We start from the raw sequence: 16619 nt of genomic DNA on the forward strand, positions 1-16619 counted from the left end.
AGCCGAAATTGCTGGAACCTCTTTCTGATGGCCTTGAGGCTTTTCACCTGCAGGTCATCTCTGATTTTTTTGTTCGCCAGTGAGCGCACCGTCCGTGCCGTGCGACTCAATGCCCGGTTATATGCGGCCTTGACCTGACTTTCAGTGGCACCGACTATCTGCTGAATCGCTGCCAGCTCATCCAGGTCAATATTGAATAGAAGGTTTTGTGGACTGTTCATCACTACGATTCACCTTCGACAGTTGAAAAAATATTTCGCCATCATATTGAGGAAAACTATCTTTGACTTGGTATTCAAGTTGATGGCCAGATTTTGTTTCCAAGGTTAAAACACTCCGCCGATTGATCCCTTCTGCATCGATTTCCCTCATCGATAACTTTGCATCTGTTCGTTCAATCCTCCCACCACCAGGTATATCTGTAACCGCCCCTTCGGCATCATAAATGCCACGTCCAACTTTGATACTGTCTATAAAAACATCAACATTACTCAATGTTCCGTATATTTGGCTGTCGGCCTTTTCCATCACTGCATCAAAATCAAATGCCATCACTCTGCCTCACGATAAAAAAAGGCGCCGAAGCGCCTTTGCTCTAACGTCGTGCTGCATTACTTCGCCAGCAAGACGGCCACTTTTTCTGACACAGCATCCATTGCAGCCTGCTCTTCCACATAGGCTGACTCACCTGCCAGCACGAGCACGGGCTTGCCATGGGACCGTAGCTGGATTGAAACCTTGGCTTTGATCAGCAAGTCGCCTTTTCCGTTAACAACCACTTCCGGGCCTTCAACATCGTTCTGAATCACTGCCCCTGGTGGTAACGCTGATTCATCAACCATGGTGATTTCAGTTAGGTCTGTATCATCAGTGCCCTCGCCGTCAGTACCATCACCGGCTGTATCGTCGGGGATCTGGGTTTCCAGCTCATCAATCAGCTTTTCTAGATCTTTGATAGTGGTGTCATCTTTGTAGGGCTTGTCGCTGATCCCTAACTGTTCGCACAGGCCGTCAATGTGAGCCTGCAGTGCCGCCTTTTGTGACATATTCTTGTCCTTTTATGACCGTGCGACCGTGGTCGCACGGCTATGTGTGACCAGTTTTAAAGGTGCTCTCAGCGCACCTTTAAACGTAAAAAGGGGCTAACGCCCCCACCTATCACGCTAGGGTGACGACCACAAATTTGTTCACATCGATCATGAACATCGCTGGGGCCGATTCCGCTTTGGTGTAGCGCACCGCCGGGTCATTGCCTTCCATCCAGTCACGGTAGTAACGGTCTGACTCATCGACGCCTTCGTTTTGGGCGTTCAGATCCTGAATCGCACCGTACAGACGTACACCACGGGCTGAGGTATGCCCCAGAACCAGAGTGTTTTCCGGCATGACTTTTTTGGTGACGCCATCACGGTCGATGTACTCTTCATCCAACACGATGATGGTCACATCACCCAGCATGCCCTTGATGCTGACTGTCTTACCCAGATCTTTCAGCGCCGTTTCCAGGGTTGAGGTGGAGCCGCGGCGAGTTTCCAACTTCTTCTGGAACTTCTCGAACGAGTTCAGCAGTGCCCAGCCTTTTTTATCCAGCACGATGTGATCAACCAGACCGTCAGACTGATTTGCCCAGGCTTCAATGTCTGCAACCGGGTCATAGGTCGCTTTATCCTGAACATCCCATTTCGCCGCGCCAGACAGGGTGATGTTGTTCCCCGGACGGCGTCCGGCATCAATTTCAATCGGCACTTCAACGTTCGGGCCATCCGCAATCGTCTTGCCACGCAGCACCATATCGGCACACATCAGCTCTTCACGGTCGCGAATCGCTTCCTCTTCCATGTTGATATTCTGCATGACCAGGGCACGTTGACGCATCGCCGGGCCTTTCAGCTCCGCATATTTTTCACCAGGCAAACGCTTGATCGTCATGTTCGGGTTCACCGCATGCTTTGATTTCACATAGGCCGGTTTAAACGACGAAGTTTTAAAACCTTGCGCACGATCAACCTGGGCGCCAATCATCGGTGAACAGAAAGCGGCAATTTTGGTTTTGTTCGGCACCATGTCCAGGTCGACCTTCTCGGTGGTGAAGGTGTAGACCTCGTTGAAATACATCCGCATGAAGAAGTTATCCCGGCGGATACCTGCTTCAGTCACTGCCAGCCACAACTGGCGAGGGGTAAAATGATCCATAGTTATTCTCTGAATTTCGGGTAAAAAAAACGACGAGCTTTACTCGTCGTCTACACTGATTGGCGTGCCTAAGAACGCCGCCCGTTTGGCGGCATCCGAATCCACCCCGGCGGGCCAGGTCACATGGTTAATGCGAAAGCAGCCACCGATATACATAGCGGTGAGCTGATCGGTAGCTGGTGAGCTTACTGGCCGGGCAGACATAGCAACGGCCGTCCCGGCACTGCCATCCCATTTCACCAACAGCGTGGCGTCCGTGCCGCTTCGCATCAGCGGAGTGAGTCGAGGAAAGTCCTGCCCGGCAGCAACAAAAGCACGGCCTGTCTGTAAGGGCTGATTTCCAGCGATAAAATCATCCGGTGTATAGGTTTCTGTCGTAGTCATCATGTGCCTTTATTTTTGTGGTAAATATGCAGTCAGCAATGACGCAACGGCTTTTGCATCATCACCCAGGTCATTGTCCGTGCTCGCATCCGGATCCAGTGCCTCACCATGCTGAGTGGCCAGCGCATCAAGGGCTGAGTTGTTTTCTTCCGCCACGGCAGGAGGTGCCACTGCCAGTAATCCTTTAGCCTCTTCAACCGACATAGACGGCATCGCTGCCAGCTGGTTGGCTAACGCTTCCCGGCCTTTGGCTTCTTCTAATCCCAAAATACCCAGCACGCGCTGGCGCTCGCCTGCCATTGCTGCTGACATGTCAGGGATTTCTGTGTTTGCATTCTGGGTTTCAGTACCCGGTGTTGCAGCAGCAGGCTGTCCCGTCGGAACTGCATTCGTGTTTGCGTTGGTGGTCATAGACGCTCCCATATCAACTGTTGTTTTACCCAGAGCATCTAAGTGCTCAATCATCATGGCCACGGCATCGGCGCCGTTGACCACTTCATCTGCAAATCCGACATCGACCGCCGCTTTGCCTTCATAACATTCCGCTTCAGTGGCCAGAATGTCGTTCACGTCTTTACCCATGTAATCCGCCACTTTGCTGGCGAACAGCTGCCGGGTTTCATCCACCTGGCCTTGCAGCTTCTCGCGCACATCTTTCGGCAGTGCTTCATAGGGGTTCCCGTCAGCCTTGTGCTTTCCGGCATAAATCAGGGTGACTTCCGTACCCTGTTTCTCCAGCATCTTCTCGATGTTGGCATGGGCCATAATGACCCCGACACTGCCCGCCGTGCCCGTTTGCGTGATTAACCGGCGCGAACAGGACGAGGCGATCATTTGCGCCGCACTGCAGTGCATGTCGTAACCCAGCGACCAGATAGGTTTACTCTGTCGGTAGCGGGCAATGATGTCAGCCAGATCAAAACATCCGGAAACCATCCCGCCCGGCGAGTCGGTATCCAGCATGACACCCCGCACTTCCGGATCGTCCATCGCTTCGTTCAGTTTGGTCAGCAAGCCGTCATAGCCGGTCATGCCGGAATACGGGTGCAGCGCACCTAATTTATGCACCAGGGAACCGCTGACCGGGACAACGGCAATGCCTTCGACCACGCGATAGCTGCGGGTGGCCGATGCCCGATTTTTCCGGTACGACGACGCTTCAAGCTGCATCATTGAGGCGTCAAGCTCGTTGCCATCCACATCAACCAACTTGCTGATCACCCCCATCCGGGCATTTAGCGCAGAAAAGAAAACCCGCGCATAGGCGGGTTGGATGGCTAACGGCTGATTAAACGCCTTGGTGATTAAGTGTTGAAAATTACTCATTCGGACTCTCGCTTGGGTTATCCGGGGCCATGGCCTGCACCTTGACCCAGCTGGGCGGCGGCAAACCGGCGGCTTTACGTTCGGCCATTTCATCAACCTGCTGAGTGAAGATTTCCTGGTAATCCTCCCCCATTTGCGCCAGCTCTTTCTCATAGGTGGAAAGGCCGGATTCAATCCGCATCACCGCCTCTTTGACCTCTTTGAGACCATCAATAGCCAGGCGGCCTGCGCCTATCCAGTCGCTTTTCGTCCAGGCATGGCGACGCTCATAAAAGGAATAACGCGCCTTGGCAGGTAAACGTATGTACTTGCGCGCCACCATTTCTTCAAAAATCAGCGCAAAGATCATGCTGGCCAAACGGTTGGCAATAATTTTTCGGCGCCCCATGAAGTAGCGCCAGGAATCGTTATGAGCCGCGCGGATTGTGCTGTATGACATCTGGCTATAGTTACGAGACAGCTGCGCGTAATCCACCCCCAGACCTGCGGCGATATAGCGCAGGATCGACGCTTCCAGAGCCGCAAAGCCGTTGTCTGCATTACCTGCCTGGTGCAGGTTGATTTTGTCACCAGGGAACAAGTGCGGCAGTTTCACACCGTTGAACTTCACCGGGGCTGCGGCGTAGTAATCACCGTATTTCAGGAGCATTTTCTCAACAGCGCCTTCTGGATCTGCACCAAACAGGTACTGCATGGCCTCATCGCTGCCCAGCTCTGACTCAATGCTGGCCGCGTACATGGCATTCACCACGGCGCGCTGCAGCGTGGTGTTTTGCAGCGTATCCAGCATCTTGATTTGTTCAAGGCTGGACATGAAGCGGTTGATACCCCGTGTCTGGCCGCCTTCAACGGGTTCAAACACATGGATAAACCCGGCTCGGCCGTTGGCCGTCCAGCGGGGAACGCGGCGCCAGGTTTGCCCCCGGCCAAACTGATCCCCCCCTTCGGCCACGTGGTACGCCATCGGGGCGCCATGGCGGTCAAATTCGATGCCGCCCCGGCGTTGGTTGGTATCCATTGTCCCGCCAGGATTACAGACCCGGCGGGGCGCGACCAATCGAATAGCGGTGGAAAACGGGGAATGCACCCGATCAATCCACTCTGGTTTCACCATAATGTCGCCGCTGTAGGCATGGGTCGCGATAGACTCACGCATCAGCATGGTGAACGTCCGTTTCCCTTCTGCATCAATGAAACAGGCCGGGTCTTCGGCGATATCGCGAAATATGGCCTCGACCTCTTTCACCAGTCCCTTGTCCGGCTTCAAACCCAGCAGCTGCCAGTTCGGCTTGTAACTCAGCCGGTATTCAGAACCAATGATGTGGTCCTGGTGAAGCTGAACCCCATTAGCGGCAATCCCTGAGTTACGTACCACATCATCCGTTCTGGCATTGGCCTGCTCAATCACCGGCAATAACGCCGCATCCACCGATTGCGACGGAACATTCCAGCTACGCATCTGGCCGCCGAACCCTGAGCCACCCCCTCGGAAGACGGCCTCCCGAAGTGGCGTTTTGCCGTCTGCGGCAACTAGAACATTACTCATTAAAATCTCACTCCCGCGGGTGGTCGGCGCCGTGTGTTGCTCATACCAAGTTGAGCCTTCAGCTCATCAATGTAGGTTTTGAGGCTATGGATATTTGATCGGTTGAACTGAACCGTTCTCCCGTCCTTTGTGATGGAAGCTACCATCTGACCCGTCTGTAACGCGTGATAGGCCGCTTCCGCTTCTTGCAGTCTTTCTTGTAAAGTCATCATCCACCTTGCAGGCGCTCGGCCAGTTCTTTCATGCTCAGGCCCGGTTTTTTACTGGCTTTCACTTTGGGCTCTTCCAGCTTCAGGCCAAATTTCTGGACCAGGATATTCAACGCCGCGTGGGCGTAGTTCCAGCCATCCAGTGCTTCATCAAACGGGTGGAACTGCTTGATCCACCGCCAAACACTGCGACCGTTGCGGATCTCCAGCTTTTTAGTCGCTGAACACAGCTGTTTGAAAAACTCATCCCCGGCAATCTCATCATCTACCGGAAAATGCACGCAACCGGGTACCGGCTCTGTCCCTTTCGGTGACAAACCCAAACGGCCATACAACCTGGCTTTCAATCCATCGGTACCCAGACGGGTCAGATAAACCCGTTTGCTGTTTTTCTTGCGGGGGAAATTCTGGATAGGTTTTCCGTACTGGTTTTCACCCTGAATCGGGATCACCCACATCACGCCGTGATCACGGCTCATCTGGTAAACGTCTTCCGTTTTATGGCCCATGGCATCCCAGCACCACAGCCGCACATCCATCTCTTCACCGCTTTGTTTTTTATAACGGTTATAGAGTTGACGGCCCGCGGCATCTTTCAGTGTCTGGCTGGACAAATCCCCAAGTAGGACGATGTGATCGACCAGCCAGCACTCTTCACCAGCTCCCCAGGCCCAGATGTACATTTCAATCCGGTCATCCTGGGTATCGATTCCGCCCGTTAACACCACAGCGCGCTCAGGAACGGGGTTATCTTTCCTGTTTCCTTTCCACCAAATTTCACGACGGCCTTTCAGCACTTCCCAGTCCAGCTTGTCCCGGTACTCGCCTTGCCAGAGCTCACCCAGTATCAGGTTGATGAAGGTTTTCAGTTTGGACGGGTCATCTTTCTTTTTCAGAAACTCCCTGACTAGCCCAACCCAGCCATCGGTCATTTTAGGGTTATACGCCGCCCAGCAGTGGATCCCGACACTCACCGGCGTAGGCGCCGGTTTATCTTCACTATCAAAGAAATGGATGCCGTCTTTCGTCCAGGTAAAATCTTCTGCTATCCAGCGGCCGGCCAACTGCATTTTCATCAACTGCCGGTAATAAATCGCTCCCTCACATTTAAGGCAGCGATAGTGCGCGGTTTTCGCTTTCAGCTCGATGGACGGCTGGTCGTTATCCCACTTGAAACCGTGTGGCGTATCCGGGCTTCCCCACTCCAGTACCTGCTCATGGCCACAATGAGGGCACGGCAGATAAAACCGAAACGTCAGATCCATTTCAGCCATCAATTTTTCGATGTGAGATTCACCGGCATTGGTGGGCGTCGTTCCCCAGCGTTCCATCGGGAACGCGGCCCCTTCAAGCCGGGTGCGAGCCAGCGAAATAGGATTGCCTTCTTTACCCAGCTCCCAGTCCCAGCCGTCAACCTCATCCCCAAACAGTGCCGCCTTGGTGATCCGCCGCATGTTCTTCGGGGTCGCTGCGCCAAGAATATCCAGTATCCAACCTAACCCCACTTTCTTTTTCGTGGTGTTGTTGTGGTCTCGGGCATAGAGGAACGGAAATACCCGCCGCATCAGCGGCATTTCTTCCCAGGCACCATCAATTTCATCAATGGTGAAATTCTTTGCATCATCATCGGTGGGCTGGTAAATCACCGTGTTCGTTTTGTACTGGTGCAGCAAACAACTCACTGCAGCGACCAGCATTTTTGACCAGCCAATACGGGCCGATTTCTGGAATGCCAATCGCCTAATATTTCGGTTGCACATCATATTGAGGATGGCTACCTGAAAAGCCAGCGTGACCCAGGCACCTTCTTCCTGTGAAGAACCCGACGCTAATCGGTAATGCTGGTTGGCCCATTCACTGCCACTGATCGGCGGTGTCCTTCGCATCCCCGACAATCCATTCCGGACCGCCAAGTGGATCGCTTTCAACGTAATCTGTGAGGTCTGGCTGAACATCGGCACACTCATTTGATGCAGCGGCAATCTCCGCCTCTAACACTTCCACCGCTTCCGGCGGCATATCCGGCCAGGCGCTTTTCATCTTCGGGATCAAGCCATCCATACGCGACGTCATTCGTGACCCGACTTGTTGAAGGACGTCCACGATCATCTGAATGGGAGCGTAGGATTTTTCAAAAAGGACACGCTTTGCCCGTTTCATGGCAATGTTTTCGCGCTTCTCTTCCAGCTTCAGCTCACGTTCAAGCTTTGCATATCGTTCTTCGGGGTCTTCTTCCGGGGTTTCCGGTTTTGTTTCAGGTACTTTTTGCTGTGATTTATATGTGATGTAGGCATGAATACAGGCCAACGGATCGTATCCGTTTCTTCCCTTGGCAACGGGCATGATCCCTTGCTGCTGAAGGTTTCGCACCTGCCTGTCTGACAAACCAAGGAGCGTGCCTATATCCGACTGTGTGAACTTTTTGTCGGGATTGAATAGATCGCTCATTCATGGATAAAAACCGGAAACCGGAAACCCTCAAAATCAAAAAAAATTTTCAACGAGGCCTTTCCTGCGAGTTACGCACCCGTGGGGTGCATAGGTACGCGAAAGGACCCGTTATTGTTCAGCAAGAACAGATAGTGCGTTGCATTTAGCTCTTAGTCATTTGGCTAAGCATCACATCTATCTCTGCATAATCAGACACCCTCGTAAAGATGCCTTGTTATGCATAACTGTGAGTAGAGTTTAAATGGCACATTATTTGAGCGTTGCAAAGAGCGGTAAGTATATGAATTAACCACTATTCCCATTTGGGACACAACTGTCTCATAACGAATAACATGCATCAGGCAGCTTTCATTTCTTCATCCTCAAAGATGATATGAGAACACTTTCCATCCCAGTTTGATTTCATTGGAAGCTTATTGCTTAGGTAAGCTCGATAGAGCCACTTCGCACCCTTCAAGGTAAGAACAGCACTTGAGCGAATGCCGCCATTCTTCTCTATCTGTTTCTCCGCGAAGTATTGGTCTCGACTATATGCAGTAGGAACAAATCCACCGTGTTCATTACGAAGCATTCCGAGTTCAACCAATTTTCTGTTCACTTGCTGAGTGTTAACTCCATTGAGCTGCTTGCAGAACTTCGGCGCTGTCATTCCGAAAGCGAATTGTGCCGCCATTGTGTTGCATACACCTTGGAGTCTGTGAACCTCTTTATTTGCCGCTTCCCTTTCCTTCTCAGCCTCAATGACCATTAGAGCCAGCTCAGTCCTGGTGGGCAAAACCGGAATATTCTTGGCTTCCAGCACTTGCCAGCGATCAACTAACCGAGCTGTGAACTCAGGAGATAACTGTGCAACAACAACGTATGAATCCCGTTTGTTCACATGGTAAGACGTCACTGGTTTACCGCCCCTTTTCTGCGGTTCCACCAATGGTGTAATCGAAATAATTCCTCGCTCTGATAATCTTTCGATAGTTCGCTTTACGCTGTCATGACGGCTCTCGACTAAATCTGCAATCTCACGACTGCTCATAGTTAATTCATTTGCTACCGGTGCTTTTATTAGATTTTCCATGTCTATCGCCTTACTAGTCGCCTGAGTTGTTTTGCAGCCAGGAGGAGCAGGCGTTTCTCCCCTTTTCGGGAGCTACCCTAGACCGCAGAAACGCAAAAGCCCGCACGAGGCGGGCCTTTGGCTGATGTTGAAATTTGGGCATAAAAAAAGCCGCAACCTTTCGGAAGCAGCTTCATTGAGTATTTGAGGAATCGGATCTGGCTTTTTCAAAATCCGAGTACAAAAAAGCCCCGCTTAATAACGAGGCTCTCATTTAAGTGCAATTTTGCACACTAGGGAACTTATGCCCCAAAAGGTCACCTTTTACAACACCAACCATTTTTGTCGATGGCTCTCATCGAAAGCCATCTGCAAAATAATTAACCGTTAATTACGGCTCCGAACACTGCCGTAACTGCTCGATATATGTCGTTATCTCAGCCATCTCGTTCTGAGGGACTGTGAATACTCGATACGTCTCGTTGTACGTCGTGTTCTCCAGTACCGGTTGTGTTGCTACGCATTGCGCTTTGAGTAGTCCGCACCCGGCCAAACTGGCGGAGGTAATCAGCAGGGTCACTCTTTGCAACGCGAAGCCGCTTTTGTTTGTCCGCATAATCATCCCGCCTTTTCATTTGGATAAACTGCTCAACCAACAACGCCAATACAGTCAGTGCTGTGTTCATACGTCATTCACATTCCGAGAGTGCTTATAGTTACCGACCAGTAAGTTCCAGGTGAGCTTTAACCACCAAGGCCACTTGCGTTTAAACTCTTCACTCATCTGTGCATCCGCCTGAGACACAACACCTGCGAGGCCGACGAAAAAACCAATTGTCGCAATCGCCCATGCAGGTGCTTCGTTCCCGGGAATAGACTCACTTGCCAAAACAGGCAATGAAGCCGTCATAGCAAGGATGGCTACTATGGATTTCTTGAAATGTTTCATTCCACTTTTCTCCAGATAAAAGAAAAGCGGCTCAGAGGCCGCCCATTGTGCTGCAAGTTCTGTGGTTACTTCATCAACTCGAAATGAGGCCCGTCGTAGCTGCCCCGCTGGTGTTCGTCCCGGCTATCACCGTTTTGATTCCAGTCTCCGCCCCACCGTAACTTCACACCAACCCGATCAGCTGCTTTGAACATTGCTTCTTTCACCATCGGGCATTTATCCCAAGCAGGCTGGCCACCCAACAACGGAACCAGATCAACCGCATGGCTAAAACCATCCTGTTGAACCAGATGCTTGCTGTTCATTGTCCAGGTGCGTTTGGGTGTGCCGTAATAGAGTTGATGCTGTCGTTCTTTGGTCCGGACGGTTTCCGAAACCGTGAAATCAACATCAGATTCGGTAATGGCGATTGCTACGCATGCAGCGAGTGAAGGGTGTAAACGGTGGAGACGGCCAAGGCTTCGTTTGCCAAGGAAATACATGAATCCCCCTATTAGATTTGAATTAGACCTGCTCTGTTTTCTTACCCAGCCAGCGAAGAGCAAACTCTCTGACTTTCTCTGTACCAATGAAACCAACCATGCCGCCAACAAAACTGGCAGCCGATATTGGCAGTCCGATTAAATCCAAGCCACTGGTAAGCGTGAGACTCAATAAGCCACACAGCAGCCCTTCAAGAACAACCTGCCGTCGTGAACCGCGACCATATATCACCCGAACAATAGCCACAGACACGGCTAATACAGCGCCATAGATTGTTGGTGAATGGTGAGCGAGCCACGTCAGCAATGCCGCCCAAAGGTTCGGGTCTTTTTCTTGCATCACTTCTCCGTGAATTTCAGGCATAAAAAAACCCCGCCAAATGGGCGAGGTTCTGCACTATGGGAAGTGTGCATCATTTAGGGTTTAGAATCAATATATACATAGTGAATAATTAACGATCACTTAAAATATTTATCGTGAAATATTCTTAAACTAATTTAATCAACTTCTTATTTCGAGCTCTCATCATTATGGGGATGATTCCATTCCTAATTAAGCTTTACTTCTGGTTCAATTTGTTGAATGCCTTCATTAGTGCCGGTTGCTTGGTGAATCATCAAACAACTCTTCTTGCTTATGCTTACCGCTGGGCAGGTCAATGAAGCCTACCCCGATTTTGTTATACCGCACACCAGGCTTATAGATTGCAGCCAGCTGGGCAGCGACTGCTGTCGCCTGAGTTTCCCAGCTGCGCTTACATTCGTGATCTCATTGCTTGATTACTTTTGGCATGAGTCAAAGGTATGATCACTTGAATTTAGATCTTGCTGATTTTAAAGCGTTTCCAAGAGTGTCCCAAGCACTCTCGATTCCTGCTTTGAGCTCTTCCCATGCGTCATCACTTGCTTCTTTAAGCTCATTAAGTTTTTTAGTGGCTGTTTCCTGCATGGCTCGTAATTCATCAATTTTCTTGTAATATTCTATTTGTGCATCAGCTTCAGCTTCGTCAGCTTTTGCTTTTAATTTGTCTATCTCCGCATCCCATTCTTTTAATTGTGCTTCCAATTTCTTTTTATATGCCTCTTTCATGCTCATGATAACTTTCCTTCTAAGTTATAAATTACATTGCATTATTAACAGTCTTACTTTTACCTTTTCACCTCCTTCATATTTAACTTTAAATAACATTTATTAATCCAAGAAAAATAGCTAAAGGTGGATTTATAAATCAAAAACTCACAATATAGTTAAGAGTCATTTACTCAACCCCAACAAGACCTTAGTTTAAAATCGTAACTTTTACAATATAACCCACTGACTAAAAGTGAGCCACCAAAACCATTATGTTAAATAATACGTTACAAAAACCCACTTATAAGCTGGAATTTTGAAATAATCACTAGTTAGAACAATGCGTTACAATCTAGTCTTATTTTTCTGATTGTGATTAGGTTTTCCATTACCTCCCGACCAAATTAGTGGCTATTCAACCCAAATTAACAAATGCGTCACCCTCGCTTACATCCAAAATAATTCACAACAAATAAATAAAGAAAAATAAAGAAAGTCACACAAATTCACGCTTAATTAAACTTTCTTAATCTTGATACACTCAAAGGTTAATTAAAACCACTATCATCCTCAAAACAATTGCATAAGGTGACAATCATGAGAACAAAAATAATTTTATTCATACTAGCCTTATCAATTTTATTCATAGTGGCATTTTTTATTGTACTTTCATTCAGTTCCACCGCTGGAACACAATTTGATTATGATTTTTTGAAACATCCATTACCTGATGTTAAAATCGCTTTAAATGAATATACAATAATTATGAAGTAATTAAACTGGAATATGGCACCACTCATCATCATGTAACTGTCACAAAACCTAAATACCGAGTTACATTAAAGACAGAATGTTGATCACCACATGGGATAATTCTGAGCCCCATTTTTATTATGCAACTTCTTTATCTCCCTTTAATCTAGCTCAATATGACCATCTATCGCCAACAACGCCGCTGTTCTCCCATAGTTCAAGCAGCGTATTAACTCTTCCAGAACCAGCTTATAGCGGTTAAACCGGCATTTCCGTAGGTTTACTGAACAACGGATTCATCAATACAGGTAGACTGTTTCATTTCATGCTGAAGAATCCCACCTGGAGCAATGCCATGCAAACGCATTGTTGCATTGTGCCCTGCTCCGGTTGGTACGAATGGCTTGATGAAGGTGGTGCAAAAACAAAAGTAACCGCTCAGTCATCCTGAAGGACGGTCTCTCTGTATAGAGAGATTTGTGATGTTTGTAGGCTAAATCAAGCCAATCTAATCAATACTCACATAAAATACCCGCCGATTATCAGTCCACTGATGACAGTAGATCCGACGATTATCATAATGAGAGTGTTTACCGAAAAGCGTGTATTACCGCAAGTTCGATAGAACACAAAACCGAGCACTAAAAAGATAATTATGTCTAACAATCCGTGTGTCACCCAATGGTGACCGGTAATCACTACCAACACATTGTGGATGGCCTCACTGCTTTCTTTGAGAATGACCAACAGCGCACTCAAAATGCTAGTAATACCATATGATATTCCAAATGCACTTACGCCAGCACCGACGGATTCATACTCATCATGATTTACTTTGTTATCAGGCATTTCCTAAGTCCTCATATTTGAGTTGCGAGAAAAGCATTTTTAATTCCCATGCTGATAATCGCCCCAGCCCCTTCCATGGCAAGCGTCAAGAGAATCACAAGAGCTGAAGTCCATAGTACTAACTTTCTTCTTGAGGCTTTCTTAACAATGTCATCTAAAACGGCAATGGGAAGAAAAGTTGAGAGTAGTAATAGCATGAAGAAAACGTGTTCTTTCGTTTCCATAAAGAAAGAATGCGCGAAAGGCCAAGGTCCCGCCTTAATGATTGCTTTATCATCTCCGTAGAAAACAACATACCAGTAGCCACCTATGATATAAGTCGACCACATAAAGATCGCTACCAATGCACTCGCAATTCGGATACGACCATAATTAGCATCATTGACATTAAGCGTTTCAACAAAAACCCATACTGCAGCGATAAGTGCGAGTATTCCGAACATAGGGTGAAGCATCAATACAAGTTCTTTGGACATATCACGCTCCTTTGGTCAGTCCTGGATGTGGTAACGATCTATCTTTCAAAAAAACGAACAATTTCAATTCGAACAAAATATGAACACATCTAAAACTTAGTAGGAAATTTGACGAGAGCAACTAATTTTGTTCAGAAATTTAAAGGTTTCCTTTCACTGATCCAATCGGTTTTCTTCGGAAAATTAGGCAATAAGACCAATTTCATTATTCGCCCAGTTCAAAAAGAGGCATCAAGATAAGGTGTTGTTGCTCACACTCGAGCTTACACATCTGCAGGTAAGTCACGGGTAAATCGTACAGTCGGTAAGCTGGTTTCGTAACTCAGAATTGGACATTTCCGAGTTAAAGCCTTAACTCTAACTCGTTAGTTTCAGATTAAAATTTCTATGAGTTAACGCCCAATTAACGTGTGAACCACGCTACACACAGCTCAATTTGAACACCGCAAACACTAAACTTAACCCAAATAAAAAATGCCAAGCGTGGTGAATCACTCTTAAATTGTTTGTTAGTTTTTGTGCTGCGACATAAACTGTTTTAGCATTTCACCTACTAACTCTGGCGATTCTTGATGGGATGAATGAGCTGTCAGTGGAACATTGGCAAAGCTACAACCTGCAATTTTTAACTTTAAGGCTACTGCTTCATCCAACGAAAATAGGAAGTCGTTATCGCCCCTCATGATCAATGTTGGGCAGCAGATTTTTTCTACCAGATCATACGGATAACCAGATTCTGTTGTATCAAGCCAAACTGCTTTTACAGCATCCACCAGTTTAGGAAAATTCGGTTCAGGGTTTGAAGCTTCATAAAAAGCAACATCATCGGCAAATCTTGAAGCCCAAAAATCAGGCGTTAAACCACTTAACAATTCTATTGATGGGTCATTTGCCTCTAGCCGCCACTGTGAACCTAGTGTAACCAAACAAGAAACTCTTTCTGGCTCTTGTGCGGCTAGCCGATAGCCCACAATGCCGCCATCACTAAAGCCAAAAATTGAATATTTATCAATGCCCAGATAGCTAAGAACATGTTGAATGTCTTCTTGGTACTGCATGTAACTAAGTGGACGATCACCTAAAAAGGATTTTCCATGTCCACGAAAGTCGACACTTATCAACTGATAATCAGTAGCTACATATTGGTAAATGCTGCTTAGCTCATTTAATGAACCAAGACCACCATGTAACATCAATAATGGCACCCCATTGGGATTGCCCGAAACTTCGAAATAAACCTTTGAGCCATTGACGCCTATATAACCGTTTCTATTTTCCATTTTATTAACCAACTGCATATTTATTAATTTAACCTAAAAAACTAAAGCCCAAAACAGCGTCGCGCGTTAGCACGTCCAGCCCGCAGGGCGATGCTGTCTTTGTTATGTGTTGCTCATTACTCTTCATCACGAAGCCTATATCTGCATGCAGCAATAAAGTCCGTATATTTAAGATCAGAATCTTGATGTAGAACCTTTTCAAAGACACAGCATAAATTTCAAAGAGCGCTTTCCAAAGGTTTAGCTAGTAACCCGTAAATCGAGGAATCTGATACAATCCCATTAACTTCCCACCGCTGCCTTAGAAAGCCTTCTTTTACAAAACCTAACCGTTCCAAGGCTTTACCTGAAGAAATATTGTCTGGATCTATCTCAGCTTCGATTCGACGTAAATGCAGGTTTTTAAATGCGTGTTCAATTAGTGCAGTTCCCGCCTCGAGTACAATACCTTTACCCCAAAAATTACGGCTAACGCCAAAACCAATTTCTGCGCGCCTAGACTCTTTCGCAAAGTTAAATAGCATTATCTTACCCAGAAGTTGACCGGTACTCTTTAGGAAGATACCTAGAGTCATTTCTGTATTGCTATTCATTGCCTGTGCACTATTGGTTATAAATGATCTAGCCTCATCAATTGAAACCCAGGGACTAGAGTTCCAATATTTCATGACTTCATGGTCTGAGAATATACCAAACAAGTCTCTTGCATCATCTTCGACTAAAGCTCTTAGTATTAGTCGTTCCGTTTCAATTTTTGTTGTTAACATTTAGAGGCCAACCTTTTGATTTGTTATTGATACATAACGCTACTTAGACGGCTGATATCCGATTTTAATCCTTACATAATGCCGTCTTTCATTTATCACTGCAACGTATAATCAATAGGTTAGTGGCAATGTTAGGGGTTATACCGTTCAGTGAGGCATGATTTTTATATGTACTTAATTTGCATAACTTTTAGTAGGGAAAAAGCACATTGACAGAATGTGAATGAGAAAACTACTAACGAAAAAAAGGGGCAGAAAAGGCTTACAAAGTCAGTTGAGTGATAACGAAAACTATCTGTTAAACATAGGGTGAATTCAAGTGAAAGCCCCAAGAATCGGGGCTTTGCACTGATTAAATCAGAAAATCATCTAGTGATTTCCCTTCATTTTCGATAGATTCTTTCAGGGGCGCAGGCATGCGTCCTTGGCCCGTCCAGGTGCGATCTTCACCATCAACGGTGAATTTATACTTAGCTGGGCGAGGTGAACGCTTAGATTTTTTAGGTGAGTTAGCCAGAGTTGCTAGCAACTCTTCTGGGCTGATACCATCTGCAATCAGCATGTCGCGGTATGACTTTAGTTTTTCTTCTTTTTCTTTCTCTGCCTGGCGAGATACTGCTTCAGCTTCTTCACGCTCAGCAACCACTGTCTGCAGTTTCTCAAGAGATTCTTGAAGTTGCTCTAGCGTAAATTCTTCTCGTGCAACTGCGCGCAAAGAACGCAGGTTTAATAGTGTCTTAAAAACGTCGTTCATAATTATAAATTCTAATTTTGATAGTAAATAAAGCGGGTACTTTACACTAAATTAGGGCGTTGGACTATTCACTATTA

The 16619-nt window shown here is 47.3% G+C and carries 20 protein-coding genes and 1 pseudogene; 1 reads left to right on the forward strand and 20 read right to left on the reverse strand.

Going from position 1 to position 16619, the window contains the following annotated elements; translation table 11 throughout:
* The 15 genes and pseudogenes from ACYP03_RS20625 to ACYP03_RS20695 form a co-directional block, all read right to left on the reverse strand.
* Positions 1–221, reverse strand: a pseudogene (locus ACYP03_RS20625) (phage tail protein); the annotation flags it as partial.
* Complete coding sequence (locus ACYP03_RS20630) at positions 187–552, reverse strand: hypothetical protein (protein ID WP_459781947.1); 366 nt, start codon at positions 550–552, stop codon at positions 187–189. The gene ACYP03_RS20630 and the pseudogene ACYP03_RS20625, both read right to left, overlap by 35 nt.
* A 59-nt stretch (positions 553–611) precedes the next feature.
* Positions 612–1046 carry a hypothetical protein gene (locus tag ACYP03_RS20635; RefSeq protein WP_459781948.1) on the reverse strand — a complete coding sequence of 145 codons (435 nt, stop codon included), beginning with the start codon at positions 1044–1046 and terminating at the stop codon, positions 612–614.
* A 112-nt stretch (positions 1047–1158) separates the two neighbouring features.
* A complete protein-coding gene (locus ACYP03_RS20640; protein ID WP_459781949.1) occupies positions 1159–2193 on the reverse strand; it encodes a major capsid protein in 1035 nt (344 codons plus the stop codon).
* A gap of 39 nt (positions 2194–2232) precedes the next feature.
* The gene (locus ACYP03_RS20645) at positions 2233–2577 is read right to left on the reverse strand and encodes a head decoration protein (RefSeq protein WP_459781950.1); all 345 of its coding nucleotides are present in this window, start codon (positions 2575–2577) and stop codon (positions 2233–2235) included.
* A gap of 9 nt (positions 2578–2586) precedes the next feature.
* Positions 2587–3903, reverse strand: coding sequence for a S49 family peptidase (locus ACYP03_RS20650; protein ID WP_459781951.1), 1317 nt, complete (start codon positions 3901–3903; stop codon positions 2587–2589).
* On the reverse strand, positions 3896–5449 hold the full coding sequence (locus tag ACYP03_RS20655; protein ID WP_459781952.1) for a phage portal protein: 1554 nt from the start codon (positions 5447–5449) through the stop codon (positions 3896–3898). The genes ACYP03_RS20650 and ACYP03_RS20655 overlap by 8 nt, the downstream gene beginning before the upstream one ends.
* A complete protein-coding gene (gene gpW / locus ACYP03_RS20660) occupies positions 5449–5661 on the reverse strand; it encodes a gpW family head-tail joining protein (RefSeq protein ID WP_459781953.1) in 213 nt (70 codons plus the stop codon). The genes ACYP03_RS20655 and gpW overlap by 1 nt, the downstream gene beginning before the upstream one ends.
* Positions 5658–7544, reverse strand: a complete 1887-nt coding sequence (locus ACYP03_RS20665) for a phage terminase large subunit family protein (RefSeq protein ID WP_459781954.1) — start codon at positions 7542–7544, stop codon at positions 5658–5660. Before ACYP03_RS20665 ends, gpW begins: the two co-directional genes overlap by 4 nt.
* Entirely contained in the window at positions 7513–8106 is a 594-nt protein-coding gene (locus ACYP03_RS20670) for a hypothetical protein (protein WP_459781955.1), read from the reverse strand. The genes ACYP03_RS20665 and ACYP03_RS20670 overlap by 32 nt, the downstream gene beginning before the upstream one ends.
* Before the next feature lie 340 nt (positions 8107–8446).
* On the reverse strand, positions 8447–9181 hold the full coding sequence (locus tag ACYP03_RS20675; protein WP_459781956.1) for a Rha family transcriptional regulator: 735 nt from the start codon (positions 9179–9181) through the stop codon (positions 8447–8449).
* Positions 9182–9842: 661 nt separating this feature from the next.
* Positions 9843–10109, reverse strand: a complete 267-nt coding sequence (locus ACYP03_RS20680) for a hypothetical protein (protein WP_459781957.1) — start codon at positions 10107–10109, stop codon at positions 9843–9845.
* 65 nt (positions 10110–10174) lie between these two features.
* Positions 10175–10591 carry a M15 family metallopeptidase gene (locus ACYP03_RS20685; RefSeq protein ID WP_303564116.1) on the reverse strand — a complete coding sequence of 139 codons (417 nt, stop codon included), beginning with the start codon at positions 10589–10591 and terminating at the stop codon, positions 10175–10177.
* A 22-nt stretch (positions 10592–10613) separates the two neighbouring features.
* Entirely contained in the window at positions 10614–10931 is a 318-nt protein-coding gene (locus ACYP03_RS20690; protein WP_459781958.1) for a phage holin, lambda family, read from the reverse strand.
* Positions 10932–11399: 468 nt separating this feature from the next.
* Entirely contained in the window at positions 11400–11687 is a 288-nt protein-coding gene (locus ACYP03_RS20695) for a sll1863 family stress response protein (protein ID WP_459781959.1), read from the reverse strand.
* Positions 11688–12741: 1054 nt separating this feature from the next.
* On the opposite strand from ACYP03_RS20695, the gene ACYP03_RS20700 reads away from it, so the two are divergent.
* Positions 12742–12867, forward strand: a complete 126-nt coding sequence (locus ACYP03_RS20700; RefSeq protein WP_459781960.1) for an SOS response-associated peptidase family protein — start codon at positions 12742–12744, stop codon at positions 12865–12867.
* Between the two features lie 68 nt (positions 12868–12935).
* On the opposite strand, the gene ACYP03_RS20705 is transcribed toward ACYP03_RS20700, so the two are convergent.
* The 5 genes from ACYP03_RS20705 to ACYP03_RS20725 all read right to left on the reverse strand — a co-directional run bounded on the left by ACYP03_RS20705 (position 12936) and on the right by ACYP03_RS20725 (position 16542).
* Positions 12936–13265, reverse strand: a complete 330-nt coding sequence (locus tag ACYP03_RS20705; protein WP_459781961.1) for a hypothetical protein — start codon at positions 13263–13265, stop codon at positions 12936–12938.
* An 11-nt stretch (positions 13266–13276) separates the two neighbouring features.
* Positions 13277–13741: a hypothetical protein gene (locus ACYP03_RS20710; protein WP_459781962.1), complete on the reverse strand. Its 465-nt coding sequence runs from the start codon at positions 13739–13741 to the stop codon at positions 13277–13279.
* A gap of 509 nt (positions 13742–14250) precedes the next feature.
* Positions 14251–15021, reverse strand: coding sequence for an alpha/beta fold hydrolase (locus ACYP03_RS20715; RefSeq protein WP_459781963.1), 771 nt, complete (start codon positions 15019–15021; stop codon positions 14251–14253).
* 218 nt (positions 15022–15239) lie between these two features.
* A complete protein-coding gene (locus ACYP03_RS20720; RefSeq protein WP_459781964.1) occupies positions 15240–15788 on the reverse strand; it encodes a GNAT family N-acetyltransferase in 549 nt (182 codons plus the stop codon).
* A 352-nt stretch (positions 15789–16140) separates the two neighbouring features.
* Positions 16141–16542: an H-NS family histone-like protein gene (locus tag ACYP03_RS20725; protein WP_459781965.1), complete on the reverse strand. Its 402-nt coding sequence runs from the start codon at positions 16540–16542 to the stop codon at positions 16141–16143.
* Between the last annotated feature and the right edge of the window lie 77 nt (positions 16543–16619).

Source organism: Photobacterium sp. R1, assembly GCF_054600795.1.

Excerpts from the sequence above, each read along its gene's own strand:
- ACYP03_RS20665 (WP_459781954.1), bottom strand. The coding sequence starts at position 7,544 with ATGCGAAGGACACCGCCGATCAGTGGCAGTGAATGGGCCAACCAGCAT.
- gpW (WP_459781953.1), bottom strand. The coding sequence starts at position 5,661 with ATGATGACTTTACAAGAAAGACTGCAAGAAGCGGAAGCGGCCTATCAC.
- ACYP03_RS20690 (WP_459781958.1), bottom strand. The coding sequence starts at position 10,931 with ATGCAAGAAAAAGACCCGAACCTTTGGGCGGCATTGCTGACGTGGCTC.
- ACYP03_RS20680 (WP_459781957.1), bottom strand. The coding sequence starts at position 10,109 with ATGAAACATTTCAAGAAATCCATAGTAGCCATCCTTGCTATGACGGCT.
- ACYP03_RS20710 (WP_459781962.1), bottom strand. The coding sequence starts at position 13,741 with ATGTCCAAAGAACTTGTATTGATGCTTCACCCTATGTTCGGAATACTC.
- ACYP03_RS20645 (WP_459781950.1), bottom strand. The coding sequence starts at position 2,577 with ATGACTACGACAGAAACCTATACACCGGATGATTTTATCGCTGGAAAT.
- ACYP03_RS20695 (WP_459781959.1), bottom strand. The coding sequence starts at position 11,687 with ATGAGCATGAAAGAGGCATATAAAAAGAAATTGGAAGCACAATTAAAA.
- ACYP03_RS20655 (WP_459781952.1), bottom strand. The coding sequence starts at position 5,449 with ATGAGTAATGTTCTAGTTGCCGCAGACGGCAAAACGCCACTTCGGGAG.
- ACYP03_RS20635 (WP_459781948.1), bottom strand. The coding sequence starts at position 1,046 with ATGTCACAAAAGGCGGCACTGCAGGCTCACATTGACGGCCTGTGCGAA.
- ACYP03_RS20685 (WP_303564116.1), bottom strand. The coding sequence starts at position 10,591 with ATGTATTTCCTTGGCAAACGAAGCCTTGGCCGTCTCCACCGTTTACAC.
- ACYP03_RS20725 (WP_459781965.1), bottom strand. The coding sequence starts at position 16,542 with ATGAACGACGTTTTTAAGACACTATTAAACCTGCGTTCTTTGCGCGCA.
- ACYP03_RS20670 (WP_459781955.1), bottom strand. The coding sequence starts at position 8,106 with ATGAGCGATCTATTCAATCCCGACAAAAAGTTCACACAGTCGGATATA.
- ACYP03_RS20650 (WP_459781951.1), bottom strand. The coding sequence starts at position 3,903 with ATGAGTAATTTTCAACACTTAATCACCAAGGCGTTTAATCAGCCGTTA.
- ACYP03_RS20705 (WP_459781961.1), bottom strand. The coding sequence starts at position 13,265 with ATGCCTGATAACAAAGTAAATCATGATGAGTATGAATCCGTCGGTGCT.
- ACYP03_RS20715 (WP_459781963.1), bottom strand. The coding sequence starts at position 15,021 with ATGGAAAATAGAAACGGTTATATAGGCGTCAATGGCTCAAAGGTTTAT.
- ACYP03_RS20640 (WP_459781949.1), bottom strand. The coding sequence starts at position 2,193 with ATGGATCATTTTACCCCTCGCCAGTTGTGGCTGGCAGTGACTGAAGCA.
- ACYP03_RS20630 (WP_459781947.1), bottom strand. The coding sequence starts at position 552 with ATGGCATTTGATTTTGATGCAGTGATGGAAAAGGCCGACAGCCAAATA.
- ACYP03_RS20720 (WP_459781964.1), bottom strand. The coding sequence starts at position 15,788 with ATGTTAACAACAAAAATTGAAACGGAACGACTAATACTAAGAGCTTTA.
- ACYP03_RS20700 (WP_459781960.1), top strand. The coding sequence starts at position 12,742 with ATGCTGAAGAATCCCACCTGGAGCAATGCCATGCAAACGCATTGTTGC.
- ACYP03_RS20675 (WP_459781956.1), bottom strand. The coding sequence starts at position 9,181 with ATGGAAAATCTAATAAAAGCACCGGTAGCAAATGAATTAACTATGAGC.